The following is a 15,645-nucleotide window of genomic DNA, read 5'->3' on the forward strand; positions in this document are numbered from 1 at the left end:
CTTCAGGGCCAGCACAGGTGACACGGATCGTCGAGGGGCAGTGTGGTGGACATGAACGAGTACGAGACCAACCCGCAGCGGCACGAGGACTCCTCTCCCGAGGAGCAGTCGCACCGGCCCGCGGACGCCCCCCACGCATCCAGCAGCCCGGAGCGGGGAACGTCCGACACTACGGCTCAGCAGGCGGCCTACCAGCCGGCCCCGCAGCAGCAGCCGTCCTCCCCGGCGGCTCCCCAGGCGCCCATCTCGGCCCAGCCCCAGTCGGTTCAGCCCCAGTCGGTCCAGCCCCAGTCGGTCCAGCCCCAGTCTGTTCAGCCCCAGCAGCCCCAGTTCCCGCAGGGGCAGCAGCAGCCCGGGCAGTGGCTGGGCTCGCCTTGGCAGCGCGGTGGGCAGCCTTACTCGGGCCAGCCGCAACAGCAGCCCCAGTACCCCGCCTACGCCGGCGGTTACCAGGCCCAGCCGCAGTACCCCGGCCAGCCGCAGGCGCCCTACGGTCACACCCAGCAGCAGCCGGCCATCGAGGGCCAGCAGCCCCAGTGGAACGGCGCGGACGCGCAGCAGTGGAATGGCCAGCAGCACGCTGACGCCCCGATCTGGGCCACCTCGGTCGGCACCGAGCAGCAGCAGCGCGACCCCGAGAAGGCCCGCCGCGGCCGTCGCATCCTGGTCACCGGCGCCGTCGCAGTGCTGATCGCCCTGGGTGCCGGCGGTGTCGGCGCGGCCACCGCGCTCGCTTTCCACGACGACAGCGGCTCGTCCTCGGTGCAGACCGGCAACTCCGCGGTCACCCGGATCGTGGACCGCTCCTCGCTCGCCGAGATCGTCTCGTCGGTCAAGGACAGCGTCGTCTCGATCACCACGGAGAGCGGCGAGGGCTCCGGCGTCGTGCTCAACAAGGACGGCTACATCGTCACCAACAACCACGTGGTGGCCACCGCGACGGGCAAGACCGTCTCGGTGATCTTCGCGGACGGCACCAAGGTGCAGGGCACGATCACGGGCACGGATCAGCGTACGGACCTCGCGGTGGTGAAGGTCGCGGCAGCCGACAGCCTGAAGCCGGCGACGCTCGGCTCCAGCGCCGACATGCAGGTCGGAGACACCGTGCTCGCGCTGGGCAGCCCGCTCGGCCTCGAAGGCTCGGTGACCGAGGGCATCATCAGCGCCAAGGACCGCACCATCCAGTCCAGCAGCGAGGACGAGCAGCAGCAGCAGGAGACCCCGGCCAACCCGTTCGGCGGCCAGCAGCAGCAACAGCAGCAGCAGTCGCAGTCCGCGGGTACGACGTCGATGTCCGGCCTGCTGCAGACCGACGCCCCGATCAACCCGGGTAACTCGGGCGGCGCGCTGGTGAACACGAACGGTCAGGTCATCGGCATCAACTCGGCGATCGCGACCTCGGGTTCCAGCACCGGCAACATCGGCCTCGGCTTCGCGATCCCGAGCGACAAGGTCAAGACCGTCGTCGAGTCGCTGATCAAGGGCGAGAAGGTCAGCCACCCGGCGCTGGGCGTCAGCGTGGCGGAGGCCGAGGGCGGCGGCGCCCAGGTCAGCACGGTGACCGCGAACAGCGCGGCGGCCAAGGCCGGCATCGAGCAGGGCGACGTCATCAAGTCGGTCAACGGCAAGGCGGTCAACGACTCCGACGACCTGGTGGCCATCATCCAGGCCGGCAAGGTCGGCGACAGCATCTCCATCACGTTCACCCGCAACGGCCAGGAGCAGACGGTCAGCGCCACGCTCTCCGAGGCCTCCTAGAGCATCCGGTGCCGCTCGGGCCATCGGGTGGCACCACTTCCCAGCGGTGGGTGGTCGGGACCAAGGGGGTTGGTTCTGATCACCCACCGCACCTTTATGTCCACTCTGCGAAATATCTCCCGGCGGGCGAGAAATTGGGGGCTCGCCCTGAACAGGGCCGACGGCCTAGTCTCCATTCGCCATAGCGAAGTGGAAGGCCGACCCGAGTGACGAACGTCGATACCCGGATGACAGTCTGGGAAGCCCTGGCCGGACGCGCGCCGGGTGAGCCGCTCGGACCCGCCGATCCCGAACTCTGGGGTGCGGTGGTCGACCGGCTGAACCCTGCCCGGGCCCGGCCCGTGCTGCGCCCCGGGATCGAGGCCGTCGGGCTGACCAGCGTGCGCGGCAGCACGTACGTCATGCTCCGCTCCCCGGACGACGGAGCCCGCGCCTGCTATCTGCGGCTGACCCCCGACGAGTGGCAGCTCGCCCTGATGATGGACGGCACCCACACGGTGGCCCGCCTCGTCGCGGAGTTCGCCCGGCTCGCCGGCCGGCTCTCCCCGGACCAGGTCCGCCGGGTGGTCGCCGACCTCGCGGCCAACCGGATGCTCGACGAACTGCCCGATGAGGCGTTCCACCCGCTGCGGGACGAACGCCGGGCGGCACTGCCCGAACGGGTCGGCCGCGGGGTGCTCGACGCCGCGCGCGGGCGCCGGATGTTCGTCTTCGACATCGACACGCTCATCCGGGTGCTCTACCGCGCGGGCGGGCGGCTGTTCTTCAGCAAGGCCGCCGCGATCGTGATGGCCGTCTTCGCGCTGGCCGGGATCGGGCTCTTCGTGACGACCTGGTCGCGGGGGAGCGAGGCCGTCTTCCTGGCCAACGGGTCGTACCTGCTCGGAGCGCTCCTGCTGCTCCTGCTCAACGTGGTCGCGCTGACCTGTCACGAGCTCGGGCACGCGATGGCCGCCAAGCACGCGGGGCGTGAGGTGCCGGCTGCCGGGCTCGCGTTCTCCTACGGCATCCCGACCGTCTTCGTGGACACCGCCGACGCGTGGATGGCCGGGCGCCGCGCGCGCCTGCTGGTCACCGCATCCGGCCCGGCCACCGCGCTCGTGCTGGCCGGCTCGATCCAGCTGGTCGGTCTCGCCGTGCCCGCCCTCGCCGGACTGGCCTTCAAACTCGCGTTCCTGTGGTACCTGAACGTGCTGTTCAACCTCAACCCGTTCCTGGCGCTCGACGGCAACTACCTGCTGATGGACTGGCTGGAGATCCCCGGCCTGCGGGGTCGCGGTCTCGCGTGGCTGTCCGGGCGGCTACGCGGGCGGTCCACGCCGTGGTCGGGCCTCGACCGGGAGGGCAAGATCGTCGCGCTCTACGGGGTGCTGGCGGTGCTGTGGGTCGCCGTTGCGGTGAATCTCGCGTACCGGATCTGGGCCGACCGGATCGCCGGCCTGGTCACCGGGCTCTGGCACAACGGGGTCGGTGGGCAGGCCCTGCTCCTGGCGGTCCTGCTGGGTCTCTGCGCCCCGCTCGTCTACCTCGCTTTCAGCCGTTTCGCGCGCTGGTGGCGCCGCTCGCGGCTGAAGGCCGCGGAGAAGGACCGGGAAGCCGACGCCCCGCGCCGGCTCGAGGCACTGCGCAACTCCGACCTCGGCGGGCTGCCCGACGACGCGCTCGCCGGCCTGGCGAGCAGGGCCCGATGGGTACGCCCACCGTCCGGCACCCAGATGATCGCCGCCGGCGCCGCCCAGCAGGCCGTGTACGTCGTCGTCGACGGCGCCATGCAGGCCCGCAAGCCCGGCGACCCCGGCGGCACGATCCGCCACCACGTCGGTGCGGGCGGCATCGTCGGGCTCGCCAACGCGCTCACGGGCCGCTCGACATCGCTGGACTGGCACACCGCCGGCACCACGCTGCTGGCCGTGCCGACCGCCACCGTCGCGACCGTGATCGGCCCGGTCCCCGGCCCGCCGCCGGCCGCCCGGGACGAGGCCGAGGCGCTCTTCGCCGACACCCCGGCGCTGTCCGGGCTCGCCGGGGACGAACGGCTCGCGCTCATCGCCTCCTCGCACCCCATCGACCTCGAACCGGGTGCGCCGGTCATGCTGCCCGGTCCCACCCACGCCGTCGTGGTCGAGTCCGGCGTCATCGCCATGGCCGACGGCGTGGAGCTGCGCCGCGGCACGCTCATCGGGCCGGTCGGGGAGGGCAATCCGGGGATGGTGGCGCAGACGCGTACGCCCGCCCGGCTCTGGGTCATCCCGGACGCCTCCGACCTGCCACCGCTCGTCGGCGACCCGTACCACGTCCCCGGCGGGCCCGGTGCCGGATCGGGGGCCGGCAGCGCGTACCCGCCGCTCGCCGCGCCGCCCGGTCCGCCCGAAGGCACCGAGAACTACGAACTCGACCGCGGCTTCGAACGGCGCATGTGGTGGCTGGTCGTCCTGGTCCTCGTGATCGCGCTCGTCCTGACCGGCCTGAACTTCGCCGCCGGACCGGCCTGGGCCGAGATGCCCGCCAACCGCGCGCTGCTCACCTCGGACAAGGGCACCATCGTCGCCACCGTCGGCGGCAAGCAGGTCGAGATCGGCGAGGGTGGCCGTCGCTACCTCGACAAGGACGACCGCGTGCGTATCCCGGCCGGCGGCTCGGGGCGGCTCACGTTCCAGGGCGGCTCGGTGGTCCTGCTCTGCGCCGACTCCCGGACCGTGCTCGGCGCGCTCACCACGGAGAGCGGCCGCAGCCGGATCCCGCACGGATCGCTGACGGTGCAGAGCGGGCGGGTGCTCGCCGACACCGGGAGCACCAGCGGGGCGTACGAGCCGCTCGTGCTGAGCCTTCCGCGCACGGCGGGGGAGGTCACGAACAACGGTGCCGCGTGGTTCGCCGTGGAGCCGGGGACGGTTTCTGTCGCCACCGGCCGGGTGTACGTCGACGGGACGCCGGCGGCGGTCAGCAGTGGGACGCTGGGGTGCGCTGACGGCGTACCCGTGGAAGCTCCTGCCGGATCGCCTTCGGAGTCGGCCTCGACCGAACTCGAAGCCCCGGCCCTCACGCCCACGCCCTCGCAGGAGGTGCCGAGCTCCGAGCCGACGGTGACGCCGACCCCCGAAGCGACCACCACCGCGCCCGACGCGACCGTGGATCCGACGGAGGACCCGACCGAGACGGAAGAGCCGGATTCGCCGCGCCCGACGACGAACCGCCCGACCACCCGGCCGACGACGAAGCCCCCGACCTCGAAGCCGACGACGACCCCGCCCACCACACCCCCGACGACCCCGCCCACGTCTGCACCACCATCGGAGGAGCCCTCGAATCCGACGGAGTCCAATCCGTCGGGCCCCGTTGTGCCCTGACCCTTTCATTGACGGCGATCGACCCGCACTATGAGGGCATGGTCGCCATCTCGGCCCGTGCGCTCACGAAGATCTACGACGATGACGGCGGCGGCGCCACGGTGGCGGTGGACGGCATCACCCTCGACGTGGCGCCGGGCGAATTCGTGGTCGTCGTCGGGCCCACCGGCTGCGGCAAGTCCACCTTCCTGCGCCTGATCGCCGGGCTCGTCGTCCCCACCAGCGGCGAGGTGACGGTCTACAAGGACGTCTCGCTCGTCTCGCCGTCGCTCTACCCGCACCTCAGCGTCGCGCAGAACATCGGCTTCCCGCTGCGGGCCCATTCGTGGCCGGCCGGCGAGGTCGCCGCCCGGGTCCTCGAGATCGCCACCCGGGTGGGGGTGGCCGAGCTGCTCAACCGTTTTCCCGAACACCTCTCCGGCGGCCAGCGCCAGCGGGTGTCGATCGCCCGCGCGCTGGTGCGCAGGCCGCAGGTGCTTCTCCTCGACGAGCCGCTGTCGAATGTGGACGCCGGGACCCGGGCGGCGCTGCGCGGCGAGATCGTGACGGTCACCCGCGAGCTGGGCGTGACCACGCTCTATGTGACGCACGACCGGACCGAGGCGATGACCATGGCCGACCGGGTGGTGGTCCTGCGCGACGGCGCGGTCCAGCAGGTCGGCCCACCCCACGACGTGTACGCCGACCCCGACGACGTTTTTGTCGCCACCTTCCTGAGCGCCCCGCCGATCAGCCTGCTGGCCGGAGCGCTGCAGGTCACCGATGCCGGGGTGGTCGTCGACCTCGGCTCGCAGGCGCTGACGCTCCCCTCGGCCTCCCTCCCCGCATCGTTCGGCAACGCGCGGGTGACGGTGGCGATCCGCCCGCTGCTGCTTTTCGCCAGCGGGCGCCCCATGTCGTTGACGGGCAAGGTCCATTCGATCGAAAACCTCGGTCACGAGCTTCTGGTCCTGGTCGAGGTGGGTGGCGTGCCCTCGCTCTTCGGCCCGGCGGCGGCTTTCCTGTCAGTACGCGCGACAGCGCCGCTCTCCGTCGGCGATGCGCTGACCGTCGGAGTCGGCGTGGATGACCTGCTGCTCTTCGACGGCGCCGGCAAGCGGATCAGATTCGGCGCCCCTCTGGACAGAATAAGTTAACAGTCCTAATAATTAGCCAACTGTCGATATGCCGACGTTGGAGGCCATCCCCCCATGCGCCGATCCCTAGTCCTCACCTGCGTCGCGATCGTCGCGGCGGCCGGGTCCACCGTCTATGTGGCGTCCGCCGCCAGCGCCGCGGTCGCCTGCGCCCCGGCGTGGAGCAGCGCCGCCGTCTACACGGGCGGCACGTCCGCCTCCGAGAACAGCCACAACTACACCGCCAAGTGGTGGACCCAGAACGAGAGCCCGGCCACCCACAGCGGCCAATGGGACGTCTGGACCGACAACGGCGCCTGCGGCGGTGGAACCACACCGCCCACAACTCCGCCGCCCACAACCACGCCACCCACAACTACGCCGCCTCCCACCACGCCGCCTCCCACTACGACGCCTCCCCCTGTTGGCGGGCTGCCCAAGCACGCGCTGATCGGGTATCTCCACTCGAGCTTCGCGAACGGCTCGGGCTACCTGAAGATGGCCGACGTGCCGGCGGACTGGGACATCATCAACCTGGCGTTCGGCGAACCCACCTCGGCAACCTCCGGTGACATCCGCTTCACCCTCTGCCCGGCAACCGAGTGCGCCGGCGTCGAGTCGGAGGCCGCGTTCATCGCCGCCATCAAGGCGAAGCGGGCGGTGGGCAAGAAGGTCCTGCTGTCGATCGGCGGCGCCAACGGCCAGGTCCAGCTCACCACCACCCAGGCTCGGGACACCTTCGTCTCATCGGTCAGCGCCATCATCGACAAGTTCGGCCTGGACGGCGTCGACATCGACTTCGAGGGCCACTCCCTGTCACTGAACACGGGCGACACGGACTTCAAGAACCCCACCACCCCGGTGATCGTCAACCTGATCTCCGCGCTGAAGTCCCTGAAGGCCCGCTACGGCGCCGGCTTCGTCCTGACCATGGCCCCGGAAACGTTCTTCGTCCAGCTCGGCTACCAGTACTACGGCTCGGGCCCATGGGGTGGCCAGGACCCGCGCGCGGGCTCCTACCTGCCGGTCATCTACGCGATGCGGAACGACCTCACGGTGCTCCACGTCCAGGACTACAACAGCGGCTCCATCATGGGCCTCGACAACCAGTACCACAGCATGGGCGGCGCAGACTTCCACATCGCGATGACGGACATGCTGCTCGCGGGCTTCCCGGTCGCGGGCAACACGGCCAACCTGTTCCCGGCCCTGCGCGAGGACCAGATCGCCTTCGGAGCCCCGTCCTCGGTCAGCGCCGGCAACGGCTATATCGCACCGGCCGCAATCCAGCAGGCGGTCACGTGCCTGGTCAAGGGCACGAACTGCGGCGGCTACACCGTCCGCAGCGGCACCAACCCCAGCTTCCGCGGTCTGATGACCTGGTCGATCAACTGGGACCACTTCTACAACTACGAATTCCAGAACGCTCACGAACCGTTCCTCAACGGGCTCGGCTGACGCATGCGCGGGCCGGCCCTCAGGTCCGGCCCGCCAGTGCTCTACTCGCGGTGAGATCGCTCCCGTCCCCGCCAGCGCTCCGGCCCGCCAGTGCTCCGGCCCGCCAGTGCTCCGGCCCGCCAGTGCTCCGGCCCGCCAGTGCTCCGCCCATTGCGAGATCGCTCCCCCGGCTGGTCCGGCCCGTCTGTGTTCTGTCCGCGGCGAGATCGATCCGTCCGTGACTCGTTCGGCCTGCGAATGCTCCGCTCACGGTGAGATCGTTCCGTCCACGGCTGGTCTGGTCCGTCAGCGCTCTGCTCGCGGTGAGATCGCTCCGTCCGCGGCGCGAAAGGTTGTGCACAATTTAATTGTGCACAACCTTTCGCTGAGTGGCCCACACCGCCTTCGTCGCGACGCCTACGCCACGGCGGTCGCTTTGCCCATGCGGCGGTCGCTTCGCCCATGCGGCGGTCGCTTCGCCCATGCGGCGGTCGCTTCGCCCATGCGGCGGTCGCTTCGCCCACGCGGCGGTCGCTTTGCTTGCGGCGTGATCGCTTCTTCTGGGGCGTGGAACGATGGGTGTATGCAGAATCCGGTCGCGTTTGTGCTCGGTGGGGGAGGAGTCCTCGGCGCCGTTCAGGTCGGCATGCTGCGTGCCCTCTTCCGTGGTGGTTACCGTCCCGATCTGGTGGTCGGTACGTCGATCGGGGCGGTCAACGGCGCTCTGGTCGCTGCTGATCCCAGTGAGGCCGTCACCGAGCGGCTGGTCCGGCTGTGGTCGTCGCCCGAGGCTGCCGAGGTGTACGGCGACAGCATCGCGCGCCAGGTCCGGCGGTTCGCGGCTCGGACCCACCTGCACTCACCGATGCCGTTGCGCCGGTTGCTCATCTCGGAGCTGGGGGAGAACGCCTCCTTCGGTGACCTGAAGGTGCCGTTCCACTGCTGCGCAGCGAGCATCGAGCGGGCCGCCGAGCATTGGTTCGACAGCGGGCCGCTGGTTGATGCGGTGCTGGCCTCGTCGTCGGTGCCGGGTCTGTTGCCGCCGATGGAGATCGGTGGTGAGCACTTCGTCGACGGGGGCATCGTCAACTCGATCCCGATCGGGGAGGCGGTCCGGCTCGGTGCCAAGCTGATTTTTGTGCTCCAGGTCGGGCGGATCGAGCGGCCGCTCGTGGCGCCGCGGCGGCCGTGGGAGGTCGCGCAGGTCGCGTTCGAGATTGCCCGGCGGCACCGGTTCGCGCGGGAGCTTGCCTCGCTGCCCGACGATGTACGGGTGCATGTTCTTCCTACCGGCGGCGGCGAGAGCCGGGACGACTCGCCCTGGGCCTATCGCGACATGGCGGCCTCGGGCCGGCGGATAAGCCGCGCCTACACGGCCTCCCGGCGTTACCTCTCCGCCAACGTGACCCCTTCGCCGGGCATCGGCGCCTGAGATGATCCCACCCCGCTGGATCCGGCACTTCGTCATCGCACCCCTCGTGGTGGTCCTCGCCTTCGCGCTGGTCACGACGCTGCCGATCTGGCTGCTGGTGGCCCTCGCGGTCTCGCCGCTCGTGCCCGGTCACCTGCGTGTCCCGCGCTTGGCGTTCCTGGCCGTCGCGTATGTGGTCTGGGACGCCGCGGCGCTGGTCAGCCTGGCGGTGCTCTGGGTGGCCTCGGGCTTCGGCTGGAAGATTCGTACCCCAGCGTTCCAGCGCGCTCACTACGTACTCACCGGCAAGTTTCTGGGTGTGCTCTTCTGGCTGGCCAAATGGTCGCTGCACCTGACCATCGACGTGGTCGGCACCGACCCCGACACCGGCATGCCGGGCCGGCCGGAGATCGTGGCGAGCCGGCACGCGGGTCCCGGCGACTCGTTCATTCTGATCCACGGGCTGGTCAACTGGTTCGACCGCGAGCCGCGCATCGTGCTCAAGGCCACCCTGCAGTGGGATCCGGCCGTCGATGTGCTGCTCAACCGCCTGCCCAACCGGTTCATCACGCCGGGGCGCCCCGGCAACGGTGACCTCGAGAAGGAGGTCGGGGCGCTCGCGAAGGGCCTCGACGAGAACGACGCCTTCGTCATCTTCCCCGAGGGTGGAAACTTCACCCCCAGGCGACGGGTACGGGCTATCGCCTGGCTGCGCGCCAAGGGCATGGAGGACATGGCCGAGCGGGCCGAAGGCCTCCGTAATCTGCTGCCCCCGAAGCCCGGCGGCCTGCTCGCGGCCATCGAGGCGGCTCCCGACGCCGGCGTGATCTTCGTGGCCCACACCGGGCTCGACAAGATGATCACGGTGTCGGACGTCTGGCGTGAGCTGCCCATGGACAAGCATCTCGTGATGCGGTTCTGGAGTGTCCCGCCGGAGGAGATACCCGCCGGTGAGGAGGAGCGCATCGCCTGGCTCTACGACTGGTGGGCCCGCATCGACACCTGGGTCGAGGAGAACAGGCCCCGCTCGCGCCCGCTGACCACCGACTGGGTCGCCCGCCGCACCCCGGTCGGCTGATCGTCGGCTTTCGCCCTTAGGGGAATCACTGGGCAGTGGCAGCGTTAAAAGGGAAGGTAGTAAGCGTCTGATGCCGGGTCGGTGCTGCCGTCCCCCGGCCGGTGCGAGAGGGTGGGTCCATGAGTGTTGACGAGCTTGTGATGCGGGCGGGTGGCGCATCCTTTGACGACCAGGTCTTCGACCGGCTGCTCCGGGAGCGCATCATTTTCCTCGGCAGCGAGGTCAACGACGAGGTGACAAACCGCATCTGTGCGCAGATGCTGCTGCTCGCTTCCTCCGACAGCGAGAAGGACATCGCGCTGTACATCAACTCGCCGGGCGGCTCCATCAGCGCCGGCATGGCGGTGTACGACACGATGCAGTACATCAAGAACGACGTGGCGACCATCGCGATGGGCATGGCGGCCTCCATGGGCCAGTTCCTGCTCTGCGCGGGCACGGCCGGCAAGCGTTACGCACTGCCCCACGCACGGGTGATGATGCACCAACTCTCCGGCGGCATCGGCGGCACCGCGGCCGACATCGCCATCCAGGCCGAGAGCATGCTGCACATCAAGCACGTTATGAACGACCGGATCGCGTTCCACACCGGGCACACCCCGGAGGAGATCAACCGCGACTCCGATCGTGACCGCTGGTTCACGGCCCAGGAGGCCAAGGACTACGGCATCGTCGACCACGTGATCGCCAAGGCGGCCGACGTGCCGAGCTCCTCGGCGCTGGTCTGATCCTGATCTCACCCTGTGAGAGGGTGGATCTGACCGGATAACTGCCGGTCCGACCTGCAGATAGAGCAGTAAACCGAACGGGCGCGCGGCCAGCCGCGCGCCCGTTTGTGTGCACTGTGGGCCTTCGGGGTATAGCCACGTCATCCCCCGAAGGCTTGCGAAGGAGGTGCTGACGTGAGGATCCCTACATTCTCCCGCCAGTCCGAAACCGTTACTGAGACCGAGGACCGCGCGCCGATCTCTGCGCGTACGGAGACGGCGAAGACCGAGGAATTCCGAACCGAGCCCGCAGCCGACGACCGGGCCACTGTGCTCACCAAGCGCCGCGAGGCGGAGCGTCAGGAAGCCGAGCGCCGCGAAGCTGCCCGGCGCGCGACCCCTCCGCCGCCCCCGCCCGCGCCGCGGACCAACGCCACCGTGGCGCCGAGCAATTCGGACAACACGACCACCGAGCTCAGGCCGGTGCGTGCCACCGACACCGCCGTCAAGACCGACACCGTCACCGAGACCCGGCCCGCGGTTACCGAGGCCAGGCCCGCGCCGGCGCCGGTGGTTGCCGGCCCCAAGCCCCGGGCCAGCCTCCTCGCCATGCTCGGCCTGATCACCGGTGTCATGGCCGCGATGCTCGTGCTCTCCGGGCCGCTGCTGGGATACGGCATCGGCGTCGCGGTGCTCGCGCTGGTGCTCTCCCTCGCCGGCATCCACGCGACCGGCAAGCGGCACGTCGCCGGTAAGACCGACGCCCTGCTCGGCATGGTGCTGGCGCTCGGCGCGATCGTCGTCGGCGTGCTCGCCCTGGCCGGGGCGCTGTCCTGGCTCGGCACTGACATGCAGCCGGTCAGCAGCCTGCGGGAGTGGCTTGACACACAGTTTGTAGATCGATTCTGACGGGTATCAGATGACCACCGGAGGCGATGCGCCCCCGGTAACCCCTCGGAACCGGGTCGGCTAACCGCCGGCCCGCCCCGAAAACATCCGGCGGTTCGCTGGAAAGTGCGGAACAGTCCGAACGGCGATCACCGTCGACCGGCTCGGGGTTGGCACCGCGACGTTGTGCGGGGGCGGCGGTTCGCCGCCCCCGACGCATGTCCAGGGTCAAACCTCGCCGCCCCGACGCACTGCCCGGGTCAAACTTCGTCGCTCCCGACACATTGCCCGGGTCAAACTTCGCCGCCCCCGATGCACTGCCGGGGTCAGACTTCGCTGCCCCGACGCATTGCCGGGTCAAACTTCGCAAAAGGCGTCACAGGGCACGCGCAACGAATCGTCGACGCAAGGGCCCATGACGCAACGATTCTTCGCTGGTGCGCAACGCTGATCTAGGCGCTGTACAGGGCTTTCCCGCATAGCGTTGGGCGCATGACGACCGCTGCCGCCCGGCGCTACCTGATGTGCCGGCCCACCCACTTCGCCGTCACCTACCGGATCAATCCGTGGATGGATCCGACGGCTCCGTACGACAACGCCCTGGCCGTCAGCCAGTGGGAAAATCTGCGGCAGACTTTCCTCGACCTCGGCCACACCGTCGACCTGATCGAGCCCCTGCCCGGCCTGCCCGACATGGTCTTCGCCGCGAACGGCGCCACGGTCGTCGGCGGCAAGGTGCTCGCCGTCCAGTTCCGGGATGCCGAGCGCGCCGACGAGGGCCCCGCCTACAAAGCCTGGTTCGAGAGCGCCGGCTTCGAAACGGTCGACTCGAAGCACACCAACGAGGGCGAAGGCGACATCCTGCTCGCCGGCGACGTGCTGCTGGCGGGCACGGGCTTCCGCACCGCCCACGCGGCGCACGCTCAGGTGCAGGAGGTGTTCGGCCGGCCGGTGATCACGCTGCAGCTGGTCGACCCCGCGTACTACCACCTGGACACCGCGCTGTGCGTGCTGGACGAGCGCAATGTCGCGTACCTTCCGTCGGCCTTTTCGCCCGGTTCTCAGGCCGTGCTGCGGCAGCTCTTCCCGGACGCGGTCATTGCGACGCCGGAGGATGCCGAGGTATTGGGCCTCAACGCGGTCAGCGACGGACGTACCGTGGTGCTTCCGGTCCAGGCCACCGCACTGACGGCGGCCCTGCAGGCCGCCGGATACCAGACCGTCGGGGTTGATGTGAGCGAGCTGCGCAAAGCCGGCGGCGGCCCCAAGTGCTGCACGCTGGAGGTCAGGTCATGACCGACTGCACCGAGCTGCGCTCAGCGTTCGCGGAAGACGGCCGTGATGGCGAGGGCCAGAAGGGCATGACAAAGGGGAGCTCAGCATGACCGATCTTGATATGCGTACGCCCGGAGAGCTCGAAGCCGCCGAACGCTGGACCACGCACAACTACCACCCGCTGCCGGTGGTGATCTCCGACGCTGAGGGCGCCTGGGTGACCGACGTCGACGGCCGCCGCTACCTGGACTTTCTCGCCGGCTACTCGGCGCTGAACTTCGGCCACCGGCACCCCGATCTGATCGCCGCCGCGCACGCCCAGCTGGACCGGCTAACGCTGACCAGCCGGGCGTTCGTGCACGACCAGTTCGCGACGTTCTGCCAGGGGCTCGCGGAGCTCTGCGGCAAGGAGCTCGTGCTGCCGATGAACACCGGCGCCGAGGCCGTGGAGACCGGCATCAAGGTTGCCCGCAAGTGGGGTTACCAGGTCAAGGGCGTGCCGGACGGGCAGGCGGAGATCGTTGTCGCGGACGGCAACTTCCACGGGCGTACCACCACGATCATCAGCTTTTCGACCGATCCGGACGCGCGGGACGACTTTGGGCCGTACACCCCGGGCTTCAAGATTGTTCCGTACGGTGACCTGGGCGCGCTGAGAGCCGCAGTCGGGCCGAACACGGTGGCGGTGCTCCTTGAACCGATCCAGGGCGAGGCGGGCGTGCTCGTGCCGCCGGCGGGTTACTTCGCCGGGGTGCGGGAGCTGTGCACGACGGAGAACGTTCTGCTGATCGCTGACGAGATCCAGTCGGGCCTCGGGCGTACGGGCAAGACCTTCGCCATTGAGCATGAGGGTGTCGTTCCGGACATGTACCTGCTCGGCAAGGCCCTGGGCGGCGGCATCGTGCCGGTGTCGGCGGTGGCCGCGGACCGGTCGGTGCTCGGCGTGCTGAAGCCCGGTGAGCACGGCTCGACATTCGGTGGCAACCCGCTGGCCTGTGCCGTGGGCACCGCGGTGGTCCGGCTGCTGGAGACGGGCGAATTCCAGCAGCGCTCGGCGGAACTCGGCGCCCGGCTGCACGAGGGTCTGAACGCCCTGGTCGGCCGGGGTGTGCTCGCGGTGCGAGGCCGTGGGCTCTGGGCCGGCGTCGACATCGACCCGGCCCTGATGACCGGCCGGCAGGCGGTCGAACGGCTCGCCGCTCGCGGTGTGCTCGCCAAGGACACGCACGGCTCGACGATCCGGCTCGCACCGCCGCTGGTGGTCACCGCCGAGGAGATCGACCACGCCGTCGCGCAGCTGGAGGCGATTCTCTGACAGCGGTCACGAACACCATGGGGTTGTGAACAGGCTCCCGGGCATCTGCTCGGGAGCCTGTTTTGTCCGAGGTCTCCTACGGGTTGAACTTCCGCATCGCCATGGTCGGCGCCTCACCCATCACCGAGTGGGGCTGGGTGACGCCGCCGTTGTTCCACAGCTTGGCCCGGCCCACGTGCACCTGCGCATACAGCTCGACCATGTCGTTGGGACCCAGCGCTCGCATCTCGTCGCGACCGAGGGTGATGCGGTCGTCGTCCTCGAGCGAACCGTTGGGCCGGATGCCCGTGCCGTTGGTGCTCACGTCCTGGGCACTCAGCTCGCCGCTGCGCAGCGCGAACCGGACATGCCCCCGGCTGATCCACTTACGCGCGTCGTCGGTCAGCCACTGGCCGAGCATCACGCCGCCCTCGGGAGCGCGGCCGACCACCACCGGAGTCTCCGTCGAGACCACGAAGCGTTTGCGGACCACGCCGTCGATGCGCACCGAGAGCACCTCGACAGCCGGGCGGGGGCCCGCGTCGCGCAACCGCGTCCCGTGCCTGGGGCAGGTCGGCACGCCGGCCCGCAGCGACGGCGGCGGCTGGGAGACCGGGCTGGTCGTCTTGCGCATGTCGGCGAAGGGGCTGTCCGGGTCGCCGCCCTGGCCGTAGGCGCCGCAGTTGGTGTCGGGGCAGCCCCAGACCCGGGACAGCAGTTTGCGGCCCATCGGGGACGGCTCGGCGACCGCCGGGATCTCACCGCGCCCGACGCGCGCGACCAGCACCGGACCACCCGCGCCGGGAACGGCGGCGAGCAACCGGCCCGGATCCTCGACCCAGGGCCGGCGATCGCGGAACTGCTCGGCCCGGGTGCGCGTGAGGACCGGCAGCCCGAGCAGCTCGGCCACCTCCAGCACCCGGTCGTCGAGCTGCGGGACGACCTCCACCACGCCGTCGTCCGCCCAGCGGCGGACGACCATGCGCTCGTTGGAGGTGAGGTCGGCATCGGAGAGCAGGCCGCGCGGCACGATGGCGTAGACCGGGACGTTCTCCTCGGCGACATGCCGGCCGAGGGCGTCGATGACCAGACCGAGCCGGAGCAAGCTGGCCGGGCGACCGCCGTCAAGATCGGCATAGCGCACGATCTCGGACAGGTCGATCACGGCGCGGGCGAGGGCGGGGTCCGTGGTGAGACGACCCTCGATCGCGTCGAGGACCTTGCTGACCTCAAATCTCAAGGTGGCCTCCCGGTTGGTACGCGTGTGCGGCTGACCGGGCAATCATGCCGTCTGGGCCGCCCCGCCTGCCAACCCGGTGTGGATAACTTCGCCTC

Annotated in this window: 11 protein-coding genes; 10 read left to right on the forward strand and 1 reads right to left on the reverse strand. The window is 70.0% G+C overall.

Annotated features, from left to right (window positions below; translation table 11 throughout):
• Nucleotides 1–51 precede the first annotated feature (51 nt).
• From Ahu01nite_RS29015 to rocD, 10 genes are all read left to right on the forward strand, one after another.
• Nucleotides 52–1,758, forward strand: a complete 1,707-nt coding sequence (locus tag Ahu01nite_RS29015; protein ID WP_203839836.1) for a S1C family serine protease — start codon at nt 52–54, stop codon at nt 1,756–1,758.
• Between the two features lie 227 nt (nt 1,759–1,985).
• Entirely contained in the window at nt 1,986–5,105 is a 3,120-nt protein-coding gene (locus Ahu01nite_RS29020; protein ID WP_239159227.1) for a cyclic nucleotide-binding protein, read from the forward strand.
• A gap of 38 nt (nt 5,106–5,143) precedes the next feature.
• Nucleotides 5,144–6,241, forward strand: a complete 1,098-nt coding sequence (locus tag Ahu01nite_RS29025; RefSeq protein ID WP_203839838.1) for an ABC transporter ATP-binding protein — start codon at nt 5,144–5,146, stop codon at nt 6,239–6,241.
• 54 nt (nt 6,242–6,295) lie between these two features.
• Entirely contained in the window at nt 6,296–7,678 is a 1,383-nt protein-coding gene (locus tag Ahu01nite_RS29030; RefSeq protein ID WP_203839839.1) for a chitinase, read from the forward strand.
• Between the two features lie 562 nt (nt 7,679–8,240).
• A complete protein-coding gene (locus Ahu01nite_RS29035) occupies nt 8,241–9,089 on the forward strand; it encodes a patatin-like phospholipase family protein (RefSeq protein ID WP_203839840.1) in 849 nt (282 codons plus the stop codon).
• A 1-nt stretch (nt 9,090) separates the two neighbouring features.
• Nucleotides 9,091–10,146 carry a 1-acyl-sn-glycerol-3-phosphate acyltransferase gene (locus tag Ahu01nite_RS29040; protein ID WP_203839841.1) on the forward strand — a complete coding sequence of 352 codons (1,056 nt, stop codon included), beginning with the start codon at nt 9,091–9,093 and terminating at the stop codon, nt 10,144–10,146.
• Nucleotides 10,147–10,265: 119 nt separating this feature from the next.
• The gene (locus Ahu01nite_RS29045; RefSeq protein WP_203839842.1) at nt 10,266–10,874 is read left to right on the forward strand and encodes an ATP-dependent Clp protease proteolytic subunit; all 609 of its coding nucleotides are present in this window, start codon (nt 10,266–10,268) and stop codon (nt 10,872–10,874) included.
• 174 nt (nt 10,875–11,048) lie between these two features.
• A complete protein-coding gene (locus Ahu01nite_RS29050) occupies nt 11,049–11,762 on the forward strand; it encodes a hypothetical protein (protein WP_203839843.1) in 714 nt (237 codons plus the stop codon).
• A gap of 471 nt (nt 11,763–12,233) precedes the next feature.
• Complete coding sequence (ddaH, locus tag Ahu01nite_RS29055) at nt 12,234–13,037, forward strand: dimethylargininase (protein WP_203839844.1); 804 nt, start codon at nt 12,234–12,236, stop codon at nt 13,035–13,037.
• A gap of 85 nt (nt 13,038–13,122) precedes the next feature.
• The gene (rocD, locus tag Ahu01nite_RS29060) at nt 13,123–14,331 is read left to right on the forward strand and encodes an ornithine--oxo-acid transaminase (RefSeq protein WP_203839845.1); all 1,209 of its coding nucleotides are present in this window, start codon (nt 13,123–13,125) and stop codon (nt 14,329–14,331) included.
• A gap of 76 nt (nt 14,332–14,407) precedes the next feature.
• On the opposite strand, the gene Ahu01nite_RS29065 is transcribed toward rocD, so the two are convergent.
• The gene (locus Ahu01nite_RS29065; protein ID WP_203839846.1) at nt 14,408–15,550 is read right to left on the reverse strand and encodes an FHA domain-containing protein; all 1,143 of its coding nucleotides are present in this window, start codon (nt 15,548–15,550) and stop codon (nt 14,408–14,410) included.
• Nucleotides 15,551–15,645 lie beyond the last annotated feature (95 nt).

It is taken from the genome of Winogradskya humida (assembly GCF_016862215.1).
In the GTDB taxonomy this organism is placed as follows: domain Bacteria; phylum Actinomycetota; class Actinomycetes; order Mycobacteriales; family Micromonosporaceae; genus Actinoplanes; species Actinoplanes humidus.

Excerpts from the sequence above, each read along its gene's own strand:
- rocD (WP_203839845.1), top strand. The coding sequence starts at position 13,123 with ATGACCGATCTTGATATGCGTACGCCCGGAGAGCTCGAAGCCGCCGAA.
- Ahu01nite_RS29025 (WP_203839838.1), top strand. The coding sequence starts at position 5,144 with ATGGTCGCCATCTCGGCCCGTGCGCTCACGAAGATCTACGACGATGAC.
- Ahu01nite_RS29035 (WP_203839840.1), top strand. The coding sequence starts at position 8,241 with ATGCAGAATCCGGTCGCGTTTGTGCTCGGTGGGGGAGGAGTCCTCGGC.
- ddaH (WP_203839844.1), top strand. The coding sequence starts at position 12,234 with ATGACGACCGCTGCCGCCCGGCGCTACCTGATGTGCCGGCCCACCCAC.
- Ahu01nite_RS29015 (WP_203839836.1), top strand. The coding sequence starts at position 52 with ATGAACGAGTACGAGACCAACCCGCAGCGGCACGAGGACTCCTCTCCC.
- Ahu01nite_RS29040 (WP_203839841.1), top strand. The coding sequence starts at position 9,091 with ATGATCCCACCCCGCTGGATCCGGCACTTCGTCATCGCACCCCTCGTG.
- Ahu01nite_RS29045 (WP_203839842.1), top strand. The coding sequence starts at position 10,266 with ATGAGTGTTGACGAGCTTGTGATGCGGGCGGGTGGCGCATCCTTTGAC.
- Ahu01nite_RS29030 (WP_203839839.1), top strand. The coding sequence starts at position 6,296 with ATGCGCCGATCCCTAGTCCTCACCTGCGTCGCGATCGTCGCGGCGGCC.
- Ahu01nite_RS29020 (WP_239159227.1), top strand. The coding sequence starts at position 1,986 with ATGACAGTCTGGGAAGCCCTGGCCGGACGCGCGCCGGGTGAGCCGCTC.